14 protein-coding genes are annotated in these 17,416 nt (G+C 40.1%); 9 read left to right on the forward strand and 5 right to left on the reverse strand.

All coding sequences use genetic code 11. The annotated features are described in order from the left end of the window. Positions 1 to 66 precede the first annotated feature (66 nt). The 3 genes from FK178_RS13635 to FK178_RS13645 all read right to left on the reverse strand — a co-directional run bounded on the left by FK178_RS13635 (position 67) and on the right by FK178_RS13645 (position 3,088). Positions 67 to 1,941: a hypothetical protein gene (locus FK178_RS13635; protein ID WP_240793844.1), complete on the reverse strand. Its 1,875-nt coding sequence runs from the start codon at positions 1,939 to 1,941 to the stop codon at positions 67 to 69. A gap of 88 nt (positions 1,942 to 2,029) precedes the next feature. Then, a complete protein-coding gene (locus FK178_RS13640; RefSeq protein WP_146836351.1) occupies positions 2,030 to 2,392 on the reverse strand; it encodes a YraN family protein in 363 nt (120 codons plus the stop codon). 93 nt (positions 2,393 to 2,485) lie between these two features. Further along, on the reverse strand, positions 2,486 to 3,088 hold the full coding sequence (locus FK178_RS13645) for a hypothetical protein (protein WP_146836354.1): 603 nt from the start codon (positions 3,086 to 3,088) through the stop codon (positions 2,486 to 2,488). A 199-nt stretch (positions 3,089 to 3,287) separates the two neighbouring features. On the opposite strand from FK178_RS13645, the gene metG reads away from it, so the two are divergent. The 3 genes from metG to FK178_RS13660 all read left to right on the forward strand — a co-directional run bounded on the left by metG (position 3,288) and on the right by FK178_RS13660 (position 6,932). Further along, positions 3,288 to 5,363: a methionine--tRNA ligase gene (metG, locus tag FK178_RS13650; protein WP_146836357.1), complete on the forward strand. Its 2,076-nt coding sequence runs from the start codon at positions 3,288 to 3,290 to the stop codon at positions 5,361 to 5,363. Positions 5,364 to 5,607: 244 nt separating this feature from the next. Next, positions 5,608 to 5,922 carry a GIY-YIG nuclease family protein gene (locus FK178_RS13655; protein ID WP_146836360.1) on the forward strand — a complete coding sequence of 105 codons (315 nt, stop codon included), beginning with the start codon at positions 5,608 to 5,610 and terminating at the stop codon, positions 5,920 to 5,922. 107 nt (positions 5,923 to 6,029) lie between these two features. Further along, positions 6,030 to 6,932 (forward strand): histone deacetylase family protein, encoded by a 903-nt coding sequence (locus FK178_RS13660; RefSeq protein ID WP_146837692.1) that lies wholly within the window; start codon positions 6,030 to 6,032, stop codon positions 6,930 to 6,932. Positions 6,933 to 7,013: 81 nt separating this feature from the next. On the opposite strand, the gene FK178_RS13665 is transcribed toward FK178_RS13660, so the two are convergent. Then, positions 7,014 to 7,346 (reverse strand): single-stranded DNA-binding protein, encoded by a 333-nt coding sequence (locus FK178_RS13665; protein WP_146836363.1) that lies wholly within the window; start codon positions 7,344 to 7,346, stop codon positions 7,014 to 7,016. Between the two features lie 414 nt (positions 7,347 to 7,760). Between FK178_RS13665 and FK178_RS13670 the strand changes: the two genes are divergently transcribed. From FK178_RS13670 to FK178_RS13690, 5 genes are all read left to right on the forward strand, one after another. Further along, positions 7,761 to 10,487 (forward strand): cation-translocating P-type ATPase, encoded by a 2,727-nt coding sequence (locus FK178_RS13670; protein WP_146836366.1) that lies wholly within the window; start codon positions 7,761 to 7,763, stop codon positions 10,485 to 10,487. A gap of 73 nt (positions 10,488 to 10,560) precedes the next feature. Then, positions 10,561 to 11,175 (forward strand): DEAD/DEAH box helicase, encoded by a 615-nt coding sequence (locus FK178_RS13675; protein WP_146836369.1) that lies wholly within the window; start codon positions 10,561 to 10,563, stop codon positions 11,173 to 11,175. Between the two features lie 19 nt (positions 11,176 to 11,194). Further along, complete coding sequence (locus FK178_RS13680) at positions 11,195 to 11,674, forward strand: hypothetical protein (protein ID WP_146836372.1); 480 nt, start codon at positions 11,195 to 11,197, stop codon at positions 11,672 to 11,674. A gap of 111 nt (positions 11,675 to 11,785) precedes the next feature. Next, entirely contained in the window at positions 11,786 to 13,918 is a 2,133-nt protein-coding gene (locus FK178_RS13685) for a cation:proton antiporter (protein ID WP_146836375.1), read from the forward strand. 212 nt (positions 13,919 to 14,130) lie between these two features. Next, complete coding sequence (locus FK178_RS13690) at positions 14,131 to 14,478, forward strand: hypothetical protein (protein WP_146836378.1); 348 nt, start codon at positions 14,131 to 14,133, stop codon at positions 14,476 to 14,478. Here the strand turns inward: FK178_RS13690 and FK178_RS13695 are convergent. Continuing rightward, positions 14,475 to 14,942 (reverse strand): CBS domain-containing protein, encoded by a 468-nt coding sequence (locus tag FK178_RS13695; RefSeq protein WP_146836380.1) that lies wholly within the window; start codon positions 14,940 to 14,942, stop codon positions 14,475 to 14,477. The two genes, FK178_RS13690 and FK178_RS13695, sit on opposite strands and share 4 nt — an antisense overlap. A gap of 128 nt (positions 14,943 to 15,070) precedes the next feature. Between FK178_RS13695 and FK178_RS13700 the strand changes: the two genes are divergently transcribed. Next, positions 15,071 to 17,398 carry a M28 family peptidase gene (locus FK178_RS13700; RefSeq protein ID WP_146836383.1) on the forward strand — a complete coding sequence of 776 codons (2,328 nt, stop codon included), beginning with the start codon at positions 15,071 to 15,073 and terminating at the stop codon, positions 17,396 to 17,398. The last annotated feature ends 18 nt before the right edge of the window (positions 17,399 to 17,416 follow it).

Raw genomic sequence — 17,416 nt, forward strand, 5'->3', positions numbered from 1 at the left:
GAAAAGACCTCACAGGTTTTTAAAACCTGTGAGGTCTTCTCATTAGGTCCCTTTTTCTCACTTCAGTTAACGGTACAAAACAGTTCGGGGCTTTCCAAATTCAAAATCCTGAAATCCGAAATCGGTAGTATTAAAGGCGTTGAACCGGAATATGTCAGATCCCTGTCCGGGCATGCGGGGGAAAAACGCAAAGGACAGTTGGAAAACGTCAAATACGAGGTAATCATTACTTATTATAAAACCTGCTCCAATTGAGTTGTAAACCTTGCCATTGGGGAGACGGTTGTTTTTATCGCCCAACATGGCAAAGGAATATTTTAAAAAAGGATTAAGGCGAAAACCCCACATGTTCCAGGGCGAATAGAACTGGGTTTGGAAGGTGAGAAGGAACTTTTGGGAACCATAAAGCCTGCTGTTATATCCCGGGATCCCAATCCCCTCCAGTTCTGGGAAATTGGCGCCATATAATCCCAGCAAACTGCCATTCTCATTAAGTGTTATCCTGTCACCAATAGTATTTAAGCGGTTGCTACCCCATAAAAGCTGTGGTTTTACAAATTGCCGCACTTTCCAGTGAGGTCCTATATTTATCAAATTTGTGAAATAATTGGCCTGAAAAGAGAAGGTTGCCTGTTCTGCTTTTTCCCCTCTAAAGAAGCTTCCGGCTTCAAAATTACTGCTTATAAACCCCCAGCTAAAATAGTTGCCATACGCTACCCGGCCGCCAAGGTAAAGTCTTTCAGTATTATTCTTTTTTTGATAACCCCCGGTTATTCCGTAAATAGTTCCTACGGGCACATCCTCAATGATCCCGTAATTAAAGATGTACTGGTCCTTCACGAACTGCCTGGAAGAGATTCCCAGGCTTCCCATATAAAAGGTCTCGCTGGAGAAAAAATTATCAGGATCCATTTCCTCGCCGGGACTTTCCTTAAATTCTACCCTTAGGAGCCTTGCTGAAGTTATAAGGTTGGTGGTTCGGTCATTTTCAGAAGCACCTTTGAAGATCCGGAAAGAATGACCTCCCCAAAAGTCGTATGTGTTATACCGCAGCCGCTCACTGCTCATTTCATAAGCATCTGTTGCCAGAGAATCTTTTCTAAGCTGTTGGTCCAGATAAATTCCGCCTGCCCATCTTGCAAAAGGAGAGTAGAAGATCCTTTCTATATTGATCCCTTTATAGTAGGAATTATCCAGAAAAGAGCTGTAACCAAGGCTGGTGTTTATAAAGGTATTTTTAAAATTACGTATGGTATACTGTACGTCATAAGCATTTTCTCCAAGTTCAAAATGCCTGGTAAAATGGGTTCTCAGGTCGTGGCCGGTACCAAGGAAATTCCTTTCCCTTACTCCTAAAGTCGTTTTTGAGGTAGAAAAGGAACCTTCGGGGATAATACTCCAGGCATCCTGGAGTTGCACAAAAACATCTACAGAATCTGATGCAGTGGTATTTTCCGCAGTGATGGCTGCACTTCTTATAAAGGACTGGCTCCTTATTAAACGTTCAGATTCCCTTATTAACAAACTGTCAAGGGGTTTATTTAGTTCAAAGAGAAGCAGGTCCCTTATAACTCCTTTGTGGGTTCGTATGTGCAGGGAATTACCTGTTTTTTCTATCCAGCTTTCACCACTCCCGGCAGTATCTTTTAGAACCCTGCCAAAAGGATCAAGAACATTAATTTCAATATTCCTGATGATCTTCCCGTGGTATTTTTTATAACTTCGTTCCTGTCGTTTCTGAAAATTTGCCTGAGGATTGCTGCCGGTTGGCCTGAAAACCAGTTTATGAATAAATTTTGTGAGTTTGGTTTTTTTTGAAAACTCTTCTATTCCCTTATATAATTTTAAATTTTCATCCTCATTTTTCTTTCCCTGCGAAAAACCATGGGGGCAGGCCCCCATAAATAAAACAATGAAAACAAGGATTAGGTTAAACTTCATGGGGTAGGGCAGGCTTTGGGGAGATTAAATGGGGTGTTGGTTATTAAATTATTTTCCTGGGAACTATGAAGTTTATACTATGATTATTTTATTCGAACGCTAAAAATGCATCTTCAATATGCTCTATTCTGGTGCCTGCTTTATTTTTAATAATGGCTACAATATCAAACCGCACTTCCACATCGAGGTCATGTTCTTCTACAAAATGATCTACTGCTTTTACCAGGCGTTGTAATTGCCTGGCTTTTACAAATTCCTGGGGATCCCCAAAGTCCGGAGTGCTGCGGGTTTTTACTTCTATGATAGACAGTATATTGTCTTTTCTTGCAATAATATCTACCTCTGCCTTTTGAAAAGTAAAGTTCCTGGCAACTATCTCATAACCTTTATTCCGGAGATGCTCTACGGCAAGTTCTTCTCCTTTTTTACCTAATTCGTTATGTGCAGCCATGAAGCAGATTATTTATTGAAGGGAATTTTAAATGTACTTTATTTTCAACAAATTATAACTTCTGCAGGCGGTTTTCGCGTCCTAAAGACGATGCTACCTTTTAAACATAATAGTTTTCACCTTGAGATCCATTAAAGCTATCTCTTCCGGGCTTGCTTTAATTACGTGATCTCCGTAAAATTTTCCCGGTATATTTTTCGCCTCAAGAAACACGAATAAGTTACTGTCTTCAAATTTTCCGTCATTCCAGTTTACGGCACCACTGTAATCCCATCCAAATCCGTAAAAAGACACCTCTTTTTCATTTAATTCATTTAACTCATTATAAGTGGTGCCAACTTTAATGCCAGTTGATGATCTCCATTTTCCGCTTTCAGAAAACCGGATATCGTAAATTTTGTTTTTATCCGCATCTTCCCAGGTAATATGGATCTCATCAGGAGAATTGGGGTAAAGTATGGTGTAGGCTCTTTCTTCAGTGCCCTCATCAAATATTCCTACATCTTCGGTAATATTTGCGTCGGAATAGGCAGCATTTATGGCTTCCGAATTCATTTCAGAAAGGTTTTCAATTAAAAATCTATCGCTTTTAACAGAATTTCCGCTTGAAACTACGTCTTCAGAAGTGCCGGAGGATTTAGAACTTTTACAGGAAGCAAATATTAAAATGCAGATTAATACGATCAGTTTTTTCATACTTTCAATATTTTCCCCGCGTTATGCGGCGATTTGCACTTTCCTCACCCATAACCCAGGAGGAAAGAAAAGATTTTTTTAGTTTAAGTAGGGGCTAAAATTAGACACATTTCCCGCACCAGCATTGTCTTTTACAAGAATTTAACGTGTAATATTTGGCAGTTGCTTACCTTTACACCCTCAAAAATTTAAGGAATTAATGATTACTACTCCACAACGATATACTATTACCGCAGCTTTACCTTATACAAATGGCCCCATACATATTGGGCATTTAGCAGGGGTGTATGTGCCTGCAGATATTTATGCGCGATTTTTAAGAATGCAGGGAAATGATGTCGCATTTGTGTGCGGTAGCGATGAACATGGGGTAGCTATTCCCATGAAGGCCAAAAAAGAGGGAATAACCCCTCAACAACTTATAGATAAATACCACAGTATTATTAAACAATCCTTCCTTGATTTTGGGGTGTCATTTGATAATTATTCCCGCACTTCTGCCGGAATTCATCACGAGACCGCTTCAGGATTCTTTAAAAAATTATACGAGGAAGGAAAATTTATTGAAGAGACCAATCAGCAATTATACGATGCGGAAGCCGATCAATTTCTGGCAGATCGTTTTGTGACAGGAACCTGCCCCAAATGCGGAAACGAGGAAGCTTATGGCGACCAGTGTGAAACCTGCGGTAGTTCGCTTAATGCCACAGATCTTATTAATCCGAAGTCGGCCATTACCGGGGCAGTGCCTACAATGAAGGAGACCAAACACTGGTTCCTGCCGTTGGATCAATATGAAAACTGGCTCAAGGATTGGATTCTGGTAGGTCACAAACGCGATTGGAAAGTGAATGTGTACGGGCAGGTAAAATCCTGGATAGACGATGGCCTTCGCCCGCGCGCGGTTACCCGCGACCTGGACTGGGGAATTCCCGTTCCTGTAGAAGGTGCAGAAGGAAAGGTGCTGTACGTATGGTTTGATGCCCCTATTGGATATATTTCTTCAACCAAGGAATGGGCAGCGAGGGAAGGAAAGAACTGGGAAGATTACTGGAAAGCCAAAGACACCAAACTGGTGCATTTTATTGGGAAAGATAACATTGTATTTCATTGTGTGATATTTCCAATAATGTTGAAGGCAGAAGGATCCTATATTCTCCCGGAAAATGTTCCTGCCAACGAATTTTTGAATCTTGAAGGCAGAAAGTTATCCACCTCCAAGAACTGGGCGGTGTGGCTTCATGAATATCTGGAAGATTTTCCTGGTCAGCAGGATGTTTTGCGTTACGCATTAACGGCCAATGCTCCTGAGACCAAGGACAACGATTTTACATGGAAGGATTTTCAGGCCAGGAATAACAATGAACTGGTAGCTGTTTTTGGAAATTTCATAAACAGGGTAGTGGTGCTTACAGATAAGTATTATGAAGGAGAAGTGCCCGCAGCGGGAAACTATTCTGAAGTTGACGAGCAAACCCTTGCTACTTTAAGAGCATATCCTGCTGTAATTGCAAGTTCCATAGAAAAATACCGCTTTCGCGAAGCGCAGGGTGAGTTAATGAACCTCGCGAGGTTGGGGAATAAATACCTGGCCGATGAGGAGCCGTGGAAACTTATCAAAACAGAGGGAGAGAGGGTAAAAACCGTAATGAATGTTGCGTTGCAAATAGCTTCTGCACTCGCCACCCTTAGCGAGCCTTTTTTACCGTTTACTTCAGCCAAACTGAAGAAAATTTTGAATATGGAGCAGGAAAATGCGACTTCAGGAACCACCTGGAATGAAATTGAAACAAAAGAGATATTGCTGTCTCCCGGGCACCGTATTGGAAAAGCAGAATTGCTTTTCAGCAAAATAGAAGATGAACAAATTCAAACACAACTAGATAAATTGGAAGCCACAAAAGCAGCAAACGAAGCCGAAAATAAGAAAGTTACACAACAAAAGGAAACTGCCACTTTCGAGGATTTCTCAAAAATGGACCTGAGGGTGGGAACTATTATTGAAGCCACCAAAATGCCGAAAGCGGATAAGTTACTGGTATTAAAAGTGAACACAGGACTCGATGTGCGCACCATTGTTTCAGGCATTGCTGAAAGTTTTAAACCCGAAGATATTATAGGTAAAAAAGTGACAGTACTTCTCAATCTCGCCCCCCGCAAATTACGCGGAGTGGAAAGCGAAGGAATGATCCTTATGACCGAAGACCCCAAAGGAAAACTGGTATTCCTGAACCCCGATGTTGAAGGGGTGGATAATGGAGCGGTAATTTCGTAGTTTTTGGTCTTTAAACCGTATTGTCACCCCGAGCGCAGTCGAGGGGTGTTTAGTTAAGAAGAGAGTTCTTTGTAAAGGTTGGTTCTCGACTGCGCTCGAACTGACATTTTGGATAAATTTAGGATTCATGAACGGGTGTCACCCCGAGCGCAGTCGAGGGGTCTTTTTATGATGGTAGTACAACCTTACACCGTTATGGATAGCGCTCGAACTGACATTTAGTGCAACTAATAAATATTAAGTTATGAAACTGTACTATGTATATATTGTAGAATGCATTGACGAACTACTTTATACAGGTATAACCAATAATGTGGCACGAAGGTTAGAGGAACATAATTCTGGCTTAAATAAAAATTGCTTTACGTTTAAAAGAAGGCCTGTGGAAATTAAGTTTCAACAAGAATTTCTGGATGTTATTCAGGCTATTTATTTTGAAAAGAAAATTAAAAAATGGAGTGCTCAAAAGAAACGGGCATTAATTAATGGAGAGTTCGATCTTTTACAAATACTAGCGGAATGCCGAAATGCTACCCATCATAAGTATAAGCCGGAGTAGTAATGATTTGTCATTCCGAGCGTAGTAAAGAGGTCTTTGGTTAAGAAGAGAATTGTATGTACCAGTTGGTTCTCGACGCTCGAACTAACATTAGTTTAGAAAATCAAATGCTCAAAATCGCCTGTCATCCTATCTACAAGCATTCTTTGCCCGAAGGACACAGGTTTCCTATGGAGAAGTATGAGCTTTTGCCAAAGCAATTATTACATGAAGGCACATGCACACCAGAAAATTTCTTTGAACCGAAGACGGCAGGCGGGGAAGATGTTTTGAGAGTCCATACCCGCGATTATTTTCAGAAATTAAAGGATCTTAAAATTGATGCCCGTGCTTCGCGCAAAACAGGATTTCCGCTTTCTAAGGGCCTCGTTGAAAGGGAGTTCATAATTGCTGGTGGAACTATAAAAGCAGCAGAACTTGCACTCCAATATGGGATTGCTATGAATATTGCAGGAGGTACACATCACGCATACTCCGGCCACGGGGAAGCCTTTTGTTTACTGAATGACCAGGCGATAGCCGCAAGATATCTTCAGCATAATAAACTGGCAGAGAAAATCCTTATGGTAGACCTTGATGTACACCAGGGTAATGGCACCGCAAAAATTTTCGAAGAAGATCCTTCTGTCTTTACATTTTCAATGCACGGAAGGAATAATTATCCTTTTAAAAAAGAAAAGTCTAACCTGGATATTGATCTTCCCGATGGGACAAAAGATGATGAATACCTAAGCGTTTTAAAAGATACTTTACCGGGCTTACTGGAAAAACAGAAACCGGACTTTATATTTTACCTGAGCGGAGTTGATATTCTTCATACCGACAAACTGGGGAAGTTGGGTTGCACAATCGAGGGTTGCAGGGAACGGGACCGCTTTGTCCTGCAGGTATGTCACGATCTTAAAATTCCTGTGCAGGTAAGTATGGGCGGGGGATATTCTCCCGATATAAAGATTATTATTGAAGCTCACGCCAATACATACAGACTGGCACAGAATATTTATTTTTAAAATTATACTCAGGCAAATAAAAAAGGTACCGGCTATTTTAGTAACCCGTACCTTTTCTAAAGTCCCATTATTCAATTTCAATTATTTTCCCATTAACAACAGCTCACTGCACACTATCTCTGTGATATACCTTTTAACACCCTCCTTATCTTCATAGCTGCGGGTGGTAAGTTTTCCTTCTATTCCCACTTCCTTTCCTTTGGGCGCAAACTTTTCAATAAGTTCTGCGGTTTTACCCCAGGCCACAATATTATGCCACTGGGTGTCTGTAACTTTTTCTCCTTTGGAATTTTTGTAAGACTCATTGGTGGCAATGGAGAATTTAGCCAGTTTTTTACCGGTTTCAAGATTCAGGATCTCAGGAGTATTACCTACGTGTCCAATCAATTGTACTTTGTTTCTTAAAGTGCTCATAACCATAGAATTTTATTGCAGTTGAAAATCATTGGTTCATTTCAACAGGACAAACTTATGGCGGGTCTCAAAGGATAATCGGTAGATAAGGGTTTGTTTTCATTTACATTCGTTTGTAAACGTTTGTAAATGGATATGCGCTCAAAATTTCTTTAGGTTTTTTGTAAAACACAGCTTTCAACCACCTTCTTTTAACCCGGCTAAATTCCTGTTTCAGTGATAAATATCATTTCATGTTCAGGAAGTAAATTGCTATGAAATCACTATTTTAGTCTTCCCATAATTTTTAAAAATCCCCTTACCCAACATTTATTGAAATAAGATTGATCCAAAGCCGGATTGCAGTCTCCGCCTGTTAGCACCAGTGAATTTGAAGATTTTTTGCAATAGAATCTTCATTAATAAAAATTAATTATGAGAAATAAGGAGGTGAACTTTCGCAATTCCTGGCATGATAAGGATATTGCACAAATACTGGTAGAACTTAAAACCTCTGCCCAGGGTTTGTCTCAGGATGAGGTAAAGAAGCGGTTATTTCAATACGGGGAGAATAGGCTTCCAGCCGGGGTGAGGATGACTCTGGTCCAGATTATCTTGCACCAGCTTCTCAATCCGCTAATTTTTATTCTTGTTCTTGCCGCGATAGCTTCAGTTGCTATAGGAGAAGTGGAGGATGCCATTTTTATCTTTTTGGTGATCTTTATTAATAGTGCGCTGGGAGCCTATCAGGAATTCAAAGCTGAAAAAAGTGCGTCTGCCCTTCAACAGCTTTTAAAAATTAAAGCCCGGGTGCTACGAAACGGGAAGGGGAAGGAAATTCCTTCAGAAGAAGTGGTTCCCGGAGATATCATTTTACTGGAATCCGGAATAAAAGTTCCGGCAGATCTCAGGTTGCTTGAGGCCAATAACCTGGAAATAGATGAAAGTTTTTTAACCGGAGAATCTATTGCCGCAAAAAAACGCCTTGGCACCCTAAAAAACCAATGTGGAGTTCCCGAAAGATCCAATATGGCATTTGCCGGCTCTACAGTAATGAACGGCAGAGGTCGGGGGGTTGCCGTCAATACCGGAATACTTACCGAAGTAGGTAAAATCTCCAGGAATGTCACAGAGTCAAAGTCGGCCAAACCTCCTTTGGTGCAAAGAATGGATAAATTTATCGCCCAGATAGGAATTTTTCTCCTTGTTGTAAGCCTTATTGTAGGGACACTGCTGTACCTACAGGGTATGGAATTAATAGGAATTTTCTTTGTTGTGGTGGCACTGGCCGTATCTGCAATACCTGAGGGGTTACCCGTAGCACTAACAGTGGCCCTCTCAATCGCCACAAAACGCATGGCAAAGCGCAATGTAATTGTACGAAAATTAAACTCGGTAGAAAGTTTGGGCAGCTGTACCGTAATAGCCAGTGATAAAACGGGTACACTTACTGTAAACGAACAAACGGCAAAGATTATCCTGCTACCTGATGGCAGTTTATTTCATGTCGCGGGGCAGGGCTACAACGGTAATGGCAATGTGAACAGCGAAAAAGATCCATTAAGGCCTGTACTTTATTCTGAAAGAAGTGAACTATACAGAATATGCCGCACCGCAGTCTTTGCCAATGAGGCCCTGCTGGTTAATAATGGGGAAACCTGGGAGCATGCCGGAGATTCTATGGATGTGGCCTTGCTTGGGTTATCTTATAAACTGGGATTGGTGCCTGAAGAAATGTGCGCCGGGGAGAACACGGTGATTAAAATTCCTTATGAATCGCAGAATAAATTTTCAGCTGCAATTTGTCATAATGAAAAAGTGAACATAGAATTAAAGGGAGCCGTTGAAACCGTACTGGATTTTTGCGATTCAATGTTAGTCAACGGTATACCTTCTCCTCTCCTTCGGGAGAATATCCTCGCTCTGGCAGAGAAAACAGCAATGCAGGGTTTCAGGGTCCTTGCGTTTGCCAGTGGGGAAAGTCCAAATCTGGCTTATAAGGATAATTATGAAGCAAAAGATCTCCCTCCATTGACCCTTAACGGGCTCGTGGGCTTTATTGATCCATTGAGACCGGAAGCCAGGGACGCGGTAGATCTTTGCCGAAAAGCAGGTATTAAGGTTATTATGATCACAGGAGACCATCCTTCTACCGCTAAAACCCTTGCGGGAGAACTGGGAATTTCTGCTGAGGATTTGCCTGTAATTACAGGTAAAATGCTTGAAAATAATTCTCCTTCAAGCTCTTTGGCTTTCCGCAATTTGGTGGCCTCTTCAACAGTATTTGCAAGGGTGTCTCCCACTCAAAAGCTGGAGATCGTAAATGTATTAATCGAGAAGGGAGAATTTGTAGCCGTGACGGGCGATGGTGTTAATGATGCCCCTGCTTTAAAAAGGGCAAATATTGGAGTAGCCATGGGTTCCGGGACAGATGTTGCCAAAGAGGTAGGCTCTATGATAGTGGTAGATGATAATTTTTCATCTATAGTGGCTGGTGTAGAGGAGGGACGCTTTGCATATGATAATGTGAGGAAAGTGATCTATCTTCTTATTTCTACTGGTGCCGCGCTGGGAATTCTTTTTATTAGTTCCCTTCTTGCGGGCCTCCCGCTGCCTATGATAGCGGTACAATTGCTTTGGCTAAACCTGGTGACCAATGGGATCCAGGATGTAGCGCTGGCTTTTGAAGGTGGGGAACCCGGCGCCATGAAAAGGAAGCCTCGCCCACCTTCTGAGCGTATTTTTAATAAATCAATGATAAGGCAAACGCTGGTTGCAAGTTTCACTATGGCAACAGTAGCTTTTGGTTTTTGGCTCTGGCTAAACCGGTATACATCTTTGGAGGAGGAATACGCCCGCAACCTTGTGCTACTGCTCATGGTGTTTATGCAGAATTTACACGTTTTCAATTGCCGGTCAGAGAGGATTTCAACTTTCAGGGTGCCTATAAGCAGAAATTACATTCTAATCTTTGGAGTAATTGCCGCTCAGGGAATCCACATTTTAAGCATGCAGCTCCCATTTATGCAAAAGATCCTGCGAATTGAACCTATCACTTTTACTGAGTGGGGATATATCCTTTTACTGGCAATACCAATATTATTGGTTATGGAAGTGTATAAATTTTTTGTTGCGAAAAGGGAAAAAGCCCTGCTAAACTAAAAAGATGGGAATATTGGCCTAAGTTTGCAAATAAGGGAGATAATTATCAACCTTCTGAATTTAAAATAACACTATGGCTTTTAAAAAATTGAATGAACCCCTGCTGGAAGCTCTTGAGAGATTGGGCTATGAAGAGCCACTGCCGTTTCAGAAAAAAATATTATCCAGGATCAAAAGCGGAATGAACCTATTTGGAATTGGACCTGCCGGTTGCGGGAAGACTACAACACTTATTATCAGTACCATTCAGAAATTAAATTGTGAGGCATTTGAGGACGCGCCACGGGCACTTATTTTTGTGAAAGACAAGGAAGCTGCATTGGAGCTGGAAGAAAAGTTCAAGATCTTTACAAGATATATGGATCTAAGAATATATGCCGCCTATGACCAACCCGATATTGATGTTCAAAAAGGTGATATTTATGAAGGGGTAGATATTGTGATCGCTACTCCCGCCAAGCTAAACAAACTCTTTAAACTTTCGGGAATTAATGTGAGCCAGCTAAAATTGTTTATTGTTGATGATGCAGAATTATTGACAGGAAACCGTGACTATACCAACCTTATCCAGATCCCTGAACACATTACCAAATGCCAGTATCTTGTATTTGCAAATGATTTCAATGGGAAAATTGAACGCCTGCAGGATTCTTTCATGGCCTATTCAGAAAAAGTGGAGGTAAAATAAAAATTAGGAGTAATACCTTATGAAAGCAGCAACTGTAAGTCAGTTAAAAAAAGAATTGTCTTTTCGCTCTCCCGGGGAGTTGCTGGAATTGTGTTTAAGATTATCAAAATTTAAAAAGGAGAATAAAGAATTGCTTACTTATCTTCTTTTTGAATCGCTTGATGAAGAGGAGTATATACAAAATATCAAGACAGAAATAGATCTGGAATTTAATGCTATTAACACGAAAAATTTCTTTTTTATAAAGAAAAGCGTTAGGAAGATCCTGCGAAATATAAAAAAGTATAGCCGCTATTCTTTAAAGAAAGAAACAGAGGCCGAGTTGCTTTTATATTTTTGTTCTAAGTTGAAGGATTTTAAACCTTCCATAAAAAGGAACACCACCTTGCTAAATCTTTATCAAAGGCAACTTGTTGCCGTAAAAAAAATCATCTCTGCGCTCCATGAAGATCTGCAATATGATTATGAACTGGAAGTTGAGGAGCTTGAAGGGATTTAGAGAAAAACACCAATTCTATATGTCTATTATGACGATTTCTCATTGCTGCGGGAAATGGTTTAAATTGTATTTTAGTAGGCCTGGTACTTTCAGGCTTAATTTTTCACCCGGATGATTCTTTTAAATATTTACGACGCAACTCTACCTCTTACCAATCCGGTATTAAAATTTCTGTTAATCCTTGTAATTATATTATTTGCTCCCATAATTCTTAACAAGATAAAGATCCCTCATTTACTGGGATTGATCATTGCGGGAGCTGTAATAGGGCCTAATGGATTCTATCTTATGGCAAGGGATTCCAGTATTATTCTTTCAGGAACAGCAGGATTGTTATACATCATGTTTCTTGCAGGCTTAGAAATTGATCTGGTAGATTTTAAAAAGAACAGTAAAAAAAGTATAGTTTTTGGTTTATACACCTTCATTATACCAATGACTTTGGGTATCGTAGGAGGGCTTTATATTTTGCAGTTTTCCTTGCTAACCTCCATTCTTCTGGCCAGTATGTTTGCATCTCACACTCTTATTGCCTATCCTTTAATAAGTAAACTGGGAGTTGCTAAAAACAGGGCTGTAAATGTGGCAGTAGGTGGTACAATGATTACAGACACCCTGGCCCTTCTCGTACTGGCGGTTATCGTAGGAATGTCTGCTGGGGAAGTTAATACCACTTTCTGGGTGAGATTGACCATTTCCATAATTATATTCGGGCTAATAGTAATATTTCTGTTCCCTGTTATTGCGCGGTGGTTCTTTAAACATTATGAGGATAATGTTTCTCAATATATTTTTGTGTTGGTTATGGTTTTCCTTGGAGCTGTACTTGCAGAACTTGCCGGGATAGAGGCTATTATTGGAGCTTTTCTTGCCGGCCTTGCATTAAACCGGTTAATACCCCAAACATCACCTCTAATGAACAGAATTGAGTTTGTAGGGAACGCGATCTTTATTCCTTTTTTTCTCATAGGGGTGGGAATGCTTATAGACTACCGTGCTTTCTTCCAGGACCTGGATACTATTAAAGTTGCTGCGGTAATGACCATTATAGCTACTGCTGCAAAATTCATAGCCGCCTGGCTTACACAAAAAACCTATAATTTCACCCTGGATGAGCGAAGGCTAATTTTTGGCTTAAGCAATGCGCAGGCAGCGGCAACTCTGGCTGCGGTCCTGGTAGGATATAATATTATAATTGGTGAAACTGCCGGAGGAGAACCTATTCGATTATTAAATGAGAGTGTTCTAAACGGAACCATTTTAATGATTCTTATCACCTGTACTATTGCCTCCTTTGTTGCACAGAGAGGAGCCAGAAATCTATCCCTGTCTGAAGTTCCTGAGGATGACAGAGAGAACGAGCACGAAAGGATATTGATACCCATTAGTAATATTGATACTACAGATGAGCTTATTAATTTGGGAGTTACCATTAAATCCCGTAGTAACAAGGAGGGCCTATTTGCTTTAAGTATCGTCGATCATAATTCTGTAAATGGTTATGCCGATAAGAATGCAAAGAAATTACTTGTAAAAGCTGCAGTTGCAGCCGCATCTACAGATAATATTTTAACCGAACTTTTAAGGTATGATGAAAATATTGGTAACGGAATTAAAAGTGCCATTCGGGAACATAATATAAGTGACCTAATATTAGGTCTTCATGTAAAATCTGAAATTTCAGATTCATTTTTAGGAAATCTTACTGAAAGTATACTTGAGCGCTCCCGGACAACCACTTTTATTTATAAAGCTTTCCAACCTTTAAGCACAATTAAAAGACACCACGTGCTTGTGCCCGATTTGGCTGAAAAAGAAACAGGCTTCCCTTTCTGGCTATTAAAAGTTTGGAATATTGCTCGAAATACAGGAACCACCTTGGTTTTCTACAGCTCCTTAGAAACCCTCAATTACATAAAGCAAGTTCAAAAGATACATCCGGTTAATTGCGAATTTATAGAATTTCCAGATTGGAATGATTTTCTTATAATATCAGGGTATTGTAAGAAAGATGATAATTTGATCATAGTTCTTAGCCTTAAGGGTAAACCCTCCTATGAAGAAAACATGGCCCAGGTTCCGGTTTATTTAAATAAATATTTTACCCGCCAAAATTTTATTTTAATTTACCCCATCCAGGTTGGGTTTATAGGAATTACTGCTATAGATAGAAAAAATCCTTCTCTACTGGAGCCCCTGGATGAGATAGGGAAAACTATTTTAAATCTCTTTAAAAAGAAGTAGTAAACATTTGCCGCTGTGGTAGTGTAAAAATGTAACATCTTGTCGTTTGATGAAATAGCCCTTCTCCAATATTTTTCTAAACCGCAATTGTGTTTGTTTTAAAATAAATATATGCATGATGCATAAAAACTTCCTGGCTTATTGAAAGTCTGGGAACCTAACAGCGCAAGGGGAAATATTAAAACTAAAAATATTTTTTTCTATCTTTAATTATGCAAAAAACTTGTCTGGAGTGCGAGGATAAGATTGTTGGTCGGGTAGATAAGAAATTCTGCAGCGATGGCTGCCGTAATGCCTATAACAATAAGATCAATAAGGACCGCAGCAACATGGTTCGCAATATTAATAACCGCCTGCGAAAAAATTACCGGATACTCGAGGAACTCAATCCTGTTGATAAAACAAAAACCAGCAGAACAAAACTGCTGGCTAAAGGTTTTAGTTTTGATTATTTTACCAGTATTTATACTACCAAAACAGGCACCGTTTATTATTTCGTGTATGACCAGGGTTATTTACCGCTGGACGGGGACTTTTATGCCCTGGTGAAACGCACTTAGGAATGCCAGTTTTGCCCGCGTAGCTTCAAGGCGGCACATAGGATATCCTTCCTGCTTATCATGCCCACCAATCTGTCATTTTCAATAATTGGGAACCGCCGGCAATTGTGCTTATAAAAGAGGGAAGCACAATCAAATACATTGGCCTTTCTATCTATTGTTGGCACATTGGTTTCCATGAATTTTTCAATTTGCATATCCCCAATTGGCATATTATAATACCTGCTTTCCGAAATTTGCTTCATACAATCTCCATCTGAAATTATTCCTACAAGCCGATTGTGTTCATCTACCACCGGGGCGCCTGATATTTTGTGTTTAATAAGAGCTTCCATAACTTCTACCACCAATTGATCTTTTCTAAAGGTGATGAGAGAATGACTCATGTAATCTTCCACGAGAATTGGTAAGCTCATTATTTTCTCCGGTTCCGCCCTTTTTCCCTGAAAACTTTTAATACCCATGACGCTAAGTTTTTGATTGTTAACTGTTTCAATATAATCAATTTTTTAATCATTGGGAAGCGCCGGTTTGAAATTCTTTTTTTCGGCTAATCTTATTTATCTTTAAAGCCTTGTTGATCCCTGTATCTATGCTGAAAAAAATTTCCCCCCTTATAATCCTCTTATTACTGGTATGTGTTGTGTGGTTTCTGTTCTTTTCCACCATGCCGCGAAATGTGGAAAAGGCAGATGTTCCTGAAACAGAATTTTCAACTCTAAGGGCTTTTGGTCACGTTAACAGTATGGCGCAGGCCCCTCATTACCTGGGAAGTAATTCTCACAGTCTTGTAAGGAATTACATAGTGAATGAGCTGCAAAATATGGGATTGGAAGTGCAAACCCAGGAAGGTTACAGCCTTGATAACAGTGGCGTAATTGCCCTGTCCAAAAATATCCTGGCCCGTATTCCCGGAAATCAAAAGAACGGAGGAAAAGACCTGCTTTTAATGTCTCATTATGATAGTGCCGGGCACTCTTCCTTTGGTGCCAGTGATGCTGCGAGCGGGATAGGGGTAATCCTTGAAGCTGTTAGAGCGATGCTGGCCGCAGGCGATCCCCACGAAAATGATATTATTCTTCTTTTTACTGATGGGGAAGAAATTGGCCTTCTTGGGGCACGTCTTTTTGTTGAAAAGCATCCCTGGGCGAGGAATGTTGGGCTTGCATTGAATTTTGAAGCTCGCGGAAGCGGCGGGAATTCCTTTATGCTTCTGGAGACCAATAAGGGGAATTCGGGATTGATAAAAGAGTTTATAAAGGCCAATCCACGCTTTCCGGTTACAAATTCCCTGGCTTATAGTGTCTATAAAATGCTGCCAAATGATACAGATCTTACCGTTTTGCGGGAAGAAGGTAATATAAACGGTTTTAACTTCGCTTTTATAGATGACCATTATGATTATCATACCGCCAACGATATTCCTGAAAATCTGGATATGGAAACCCTCGCACATCAGGGCAGTTATCTGGTACCGCTTTTAAATTATTTTAAAAATGCCAACCTCTCTTCTCTGGAGTCGAATGAGGATCTTATTTATTTCAGTATTCCTGGAGGTAAGATAGTAACCTATCCCTTTGCCTGGATACTTCCTATACTTATACTTGCTTTTATCTTTTTCCTGGTTGTGACGGGGTATGGAGTTTACAGAAAGCGTTTCAATTATAAAGCTATTTTTCAGGGGAGTTTAGCATTTTTGGGTAGCCTATTTGGATCAGCGATTCTGGTCTTTCTTCTTTGGCAATTTGGATTTATGATCTATGCAGAATATCCTGAAATGGAACATGGATTTACCTATAATGGGTACTGGTATATTGCGGCAGCGATCTTTCTAAGCCTGTGCATTAATTTTATGGTATATCATAAATTCCGAATTGCCGGGAAACAGACAGAATTTTTCGTATTTCCGCTTTTCTTTTGGTTGTTTCTATGCTTATTAACCGCTGTTTTCCTGAAAGGTGCTGCCTATTTTATAATACCTGCGTTATTTGCTATTCTGCAATTAGGGCTAATGCTGCGTTATAGAAGGCCAAACCTGTTTTTAATGTTTTTTTTGAGCCTGCCTGCCCTCGTTATCCTGCTACCGTTCATTCCAATTTTCCCGGTCGCACTGGGTCTTAAAATCCTGTTTGTAGCTGCAATTCTTACCACTTTATTATTTAGCCTTTTTCTGCCGGTCTTTGGATATTTTACTCAGAAAAAAGCATTGGGATTATTTTGCTTCCTAATTTTTAATATTCTTTTTATCACTGCTCATTTTAAATCCTCTTTCAATGAAAATAGGCCAAAACCCAATAGTCTGGTGTATATTTTGGATAACGATACCCAAAAAGCCAGTTGGAATTCCTATGATAAGATGATTGATGACTGGACTAAGCCTTTCTTCGGAAAAGATCCTTTACAGGTTAAGGAACATGAAGCCGGGTTTAGCAGTAAATACCGCTCTAATTTTAATTATAAAGCTGAAGCCCCCACAATTCCGCTCGCCCGGCCGGGGATTCTTTTCAATCAAATTGAAGAAACAGATTCCTTAGGATTTGCAAGATATTCCCTAAAAATAGCTCCTAACCGAAGAATAAACAGGATGGAACTTTTTGCTGACAGGAATGTGAATTTTCAGGAATTTAGAGTCAATAACCTGGAGGCAGGGGAGGTAAATCTTGGGAAGCAAGCCTTTCACATTTTTACTAAAAGATGGCAGGAGAGGCTGCTTATTTACCATGCGACCAACAGAGACACGTTAAGACTGGAATTTGTTGTGGCTCCTGAGGAATTACCGGAATTTACATTATATGAAGCGAGTTATGACCTGCTGGATAATCCGGAACTTAATGTACCTCCAAGAGAGAAAACAATGATCCCACGGCCATTTGTTCTTAATGATGCTGTTATTGTTAAGCAAACCCTGCGGCTGCCTTAAGCTAAATATTGTAGTTTT

It is taken from the genome of Antarcticibacterium arcticum (genome assembly GCF_007993795.1).
Classification (GTDB): domain Bacteria; phylum Bacteroidota; class Bacteroidia; order Flavobacteriales; family Flavobacteriaceae; genus Gillisia; species Gillisia arctica.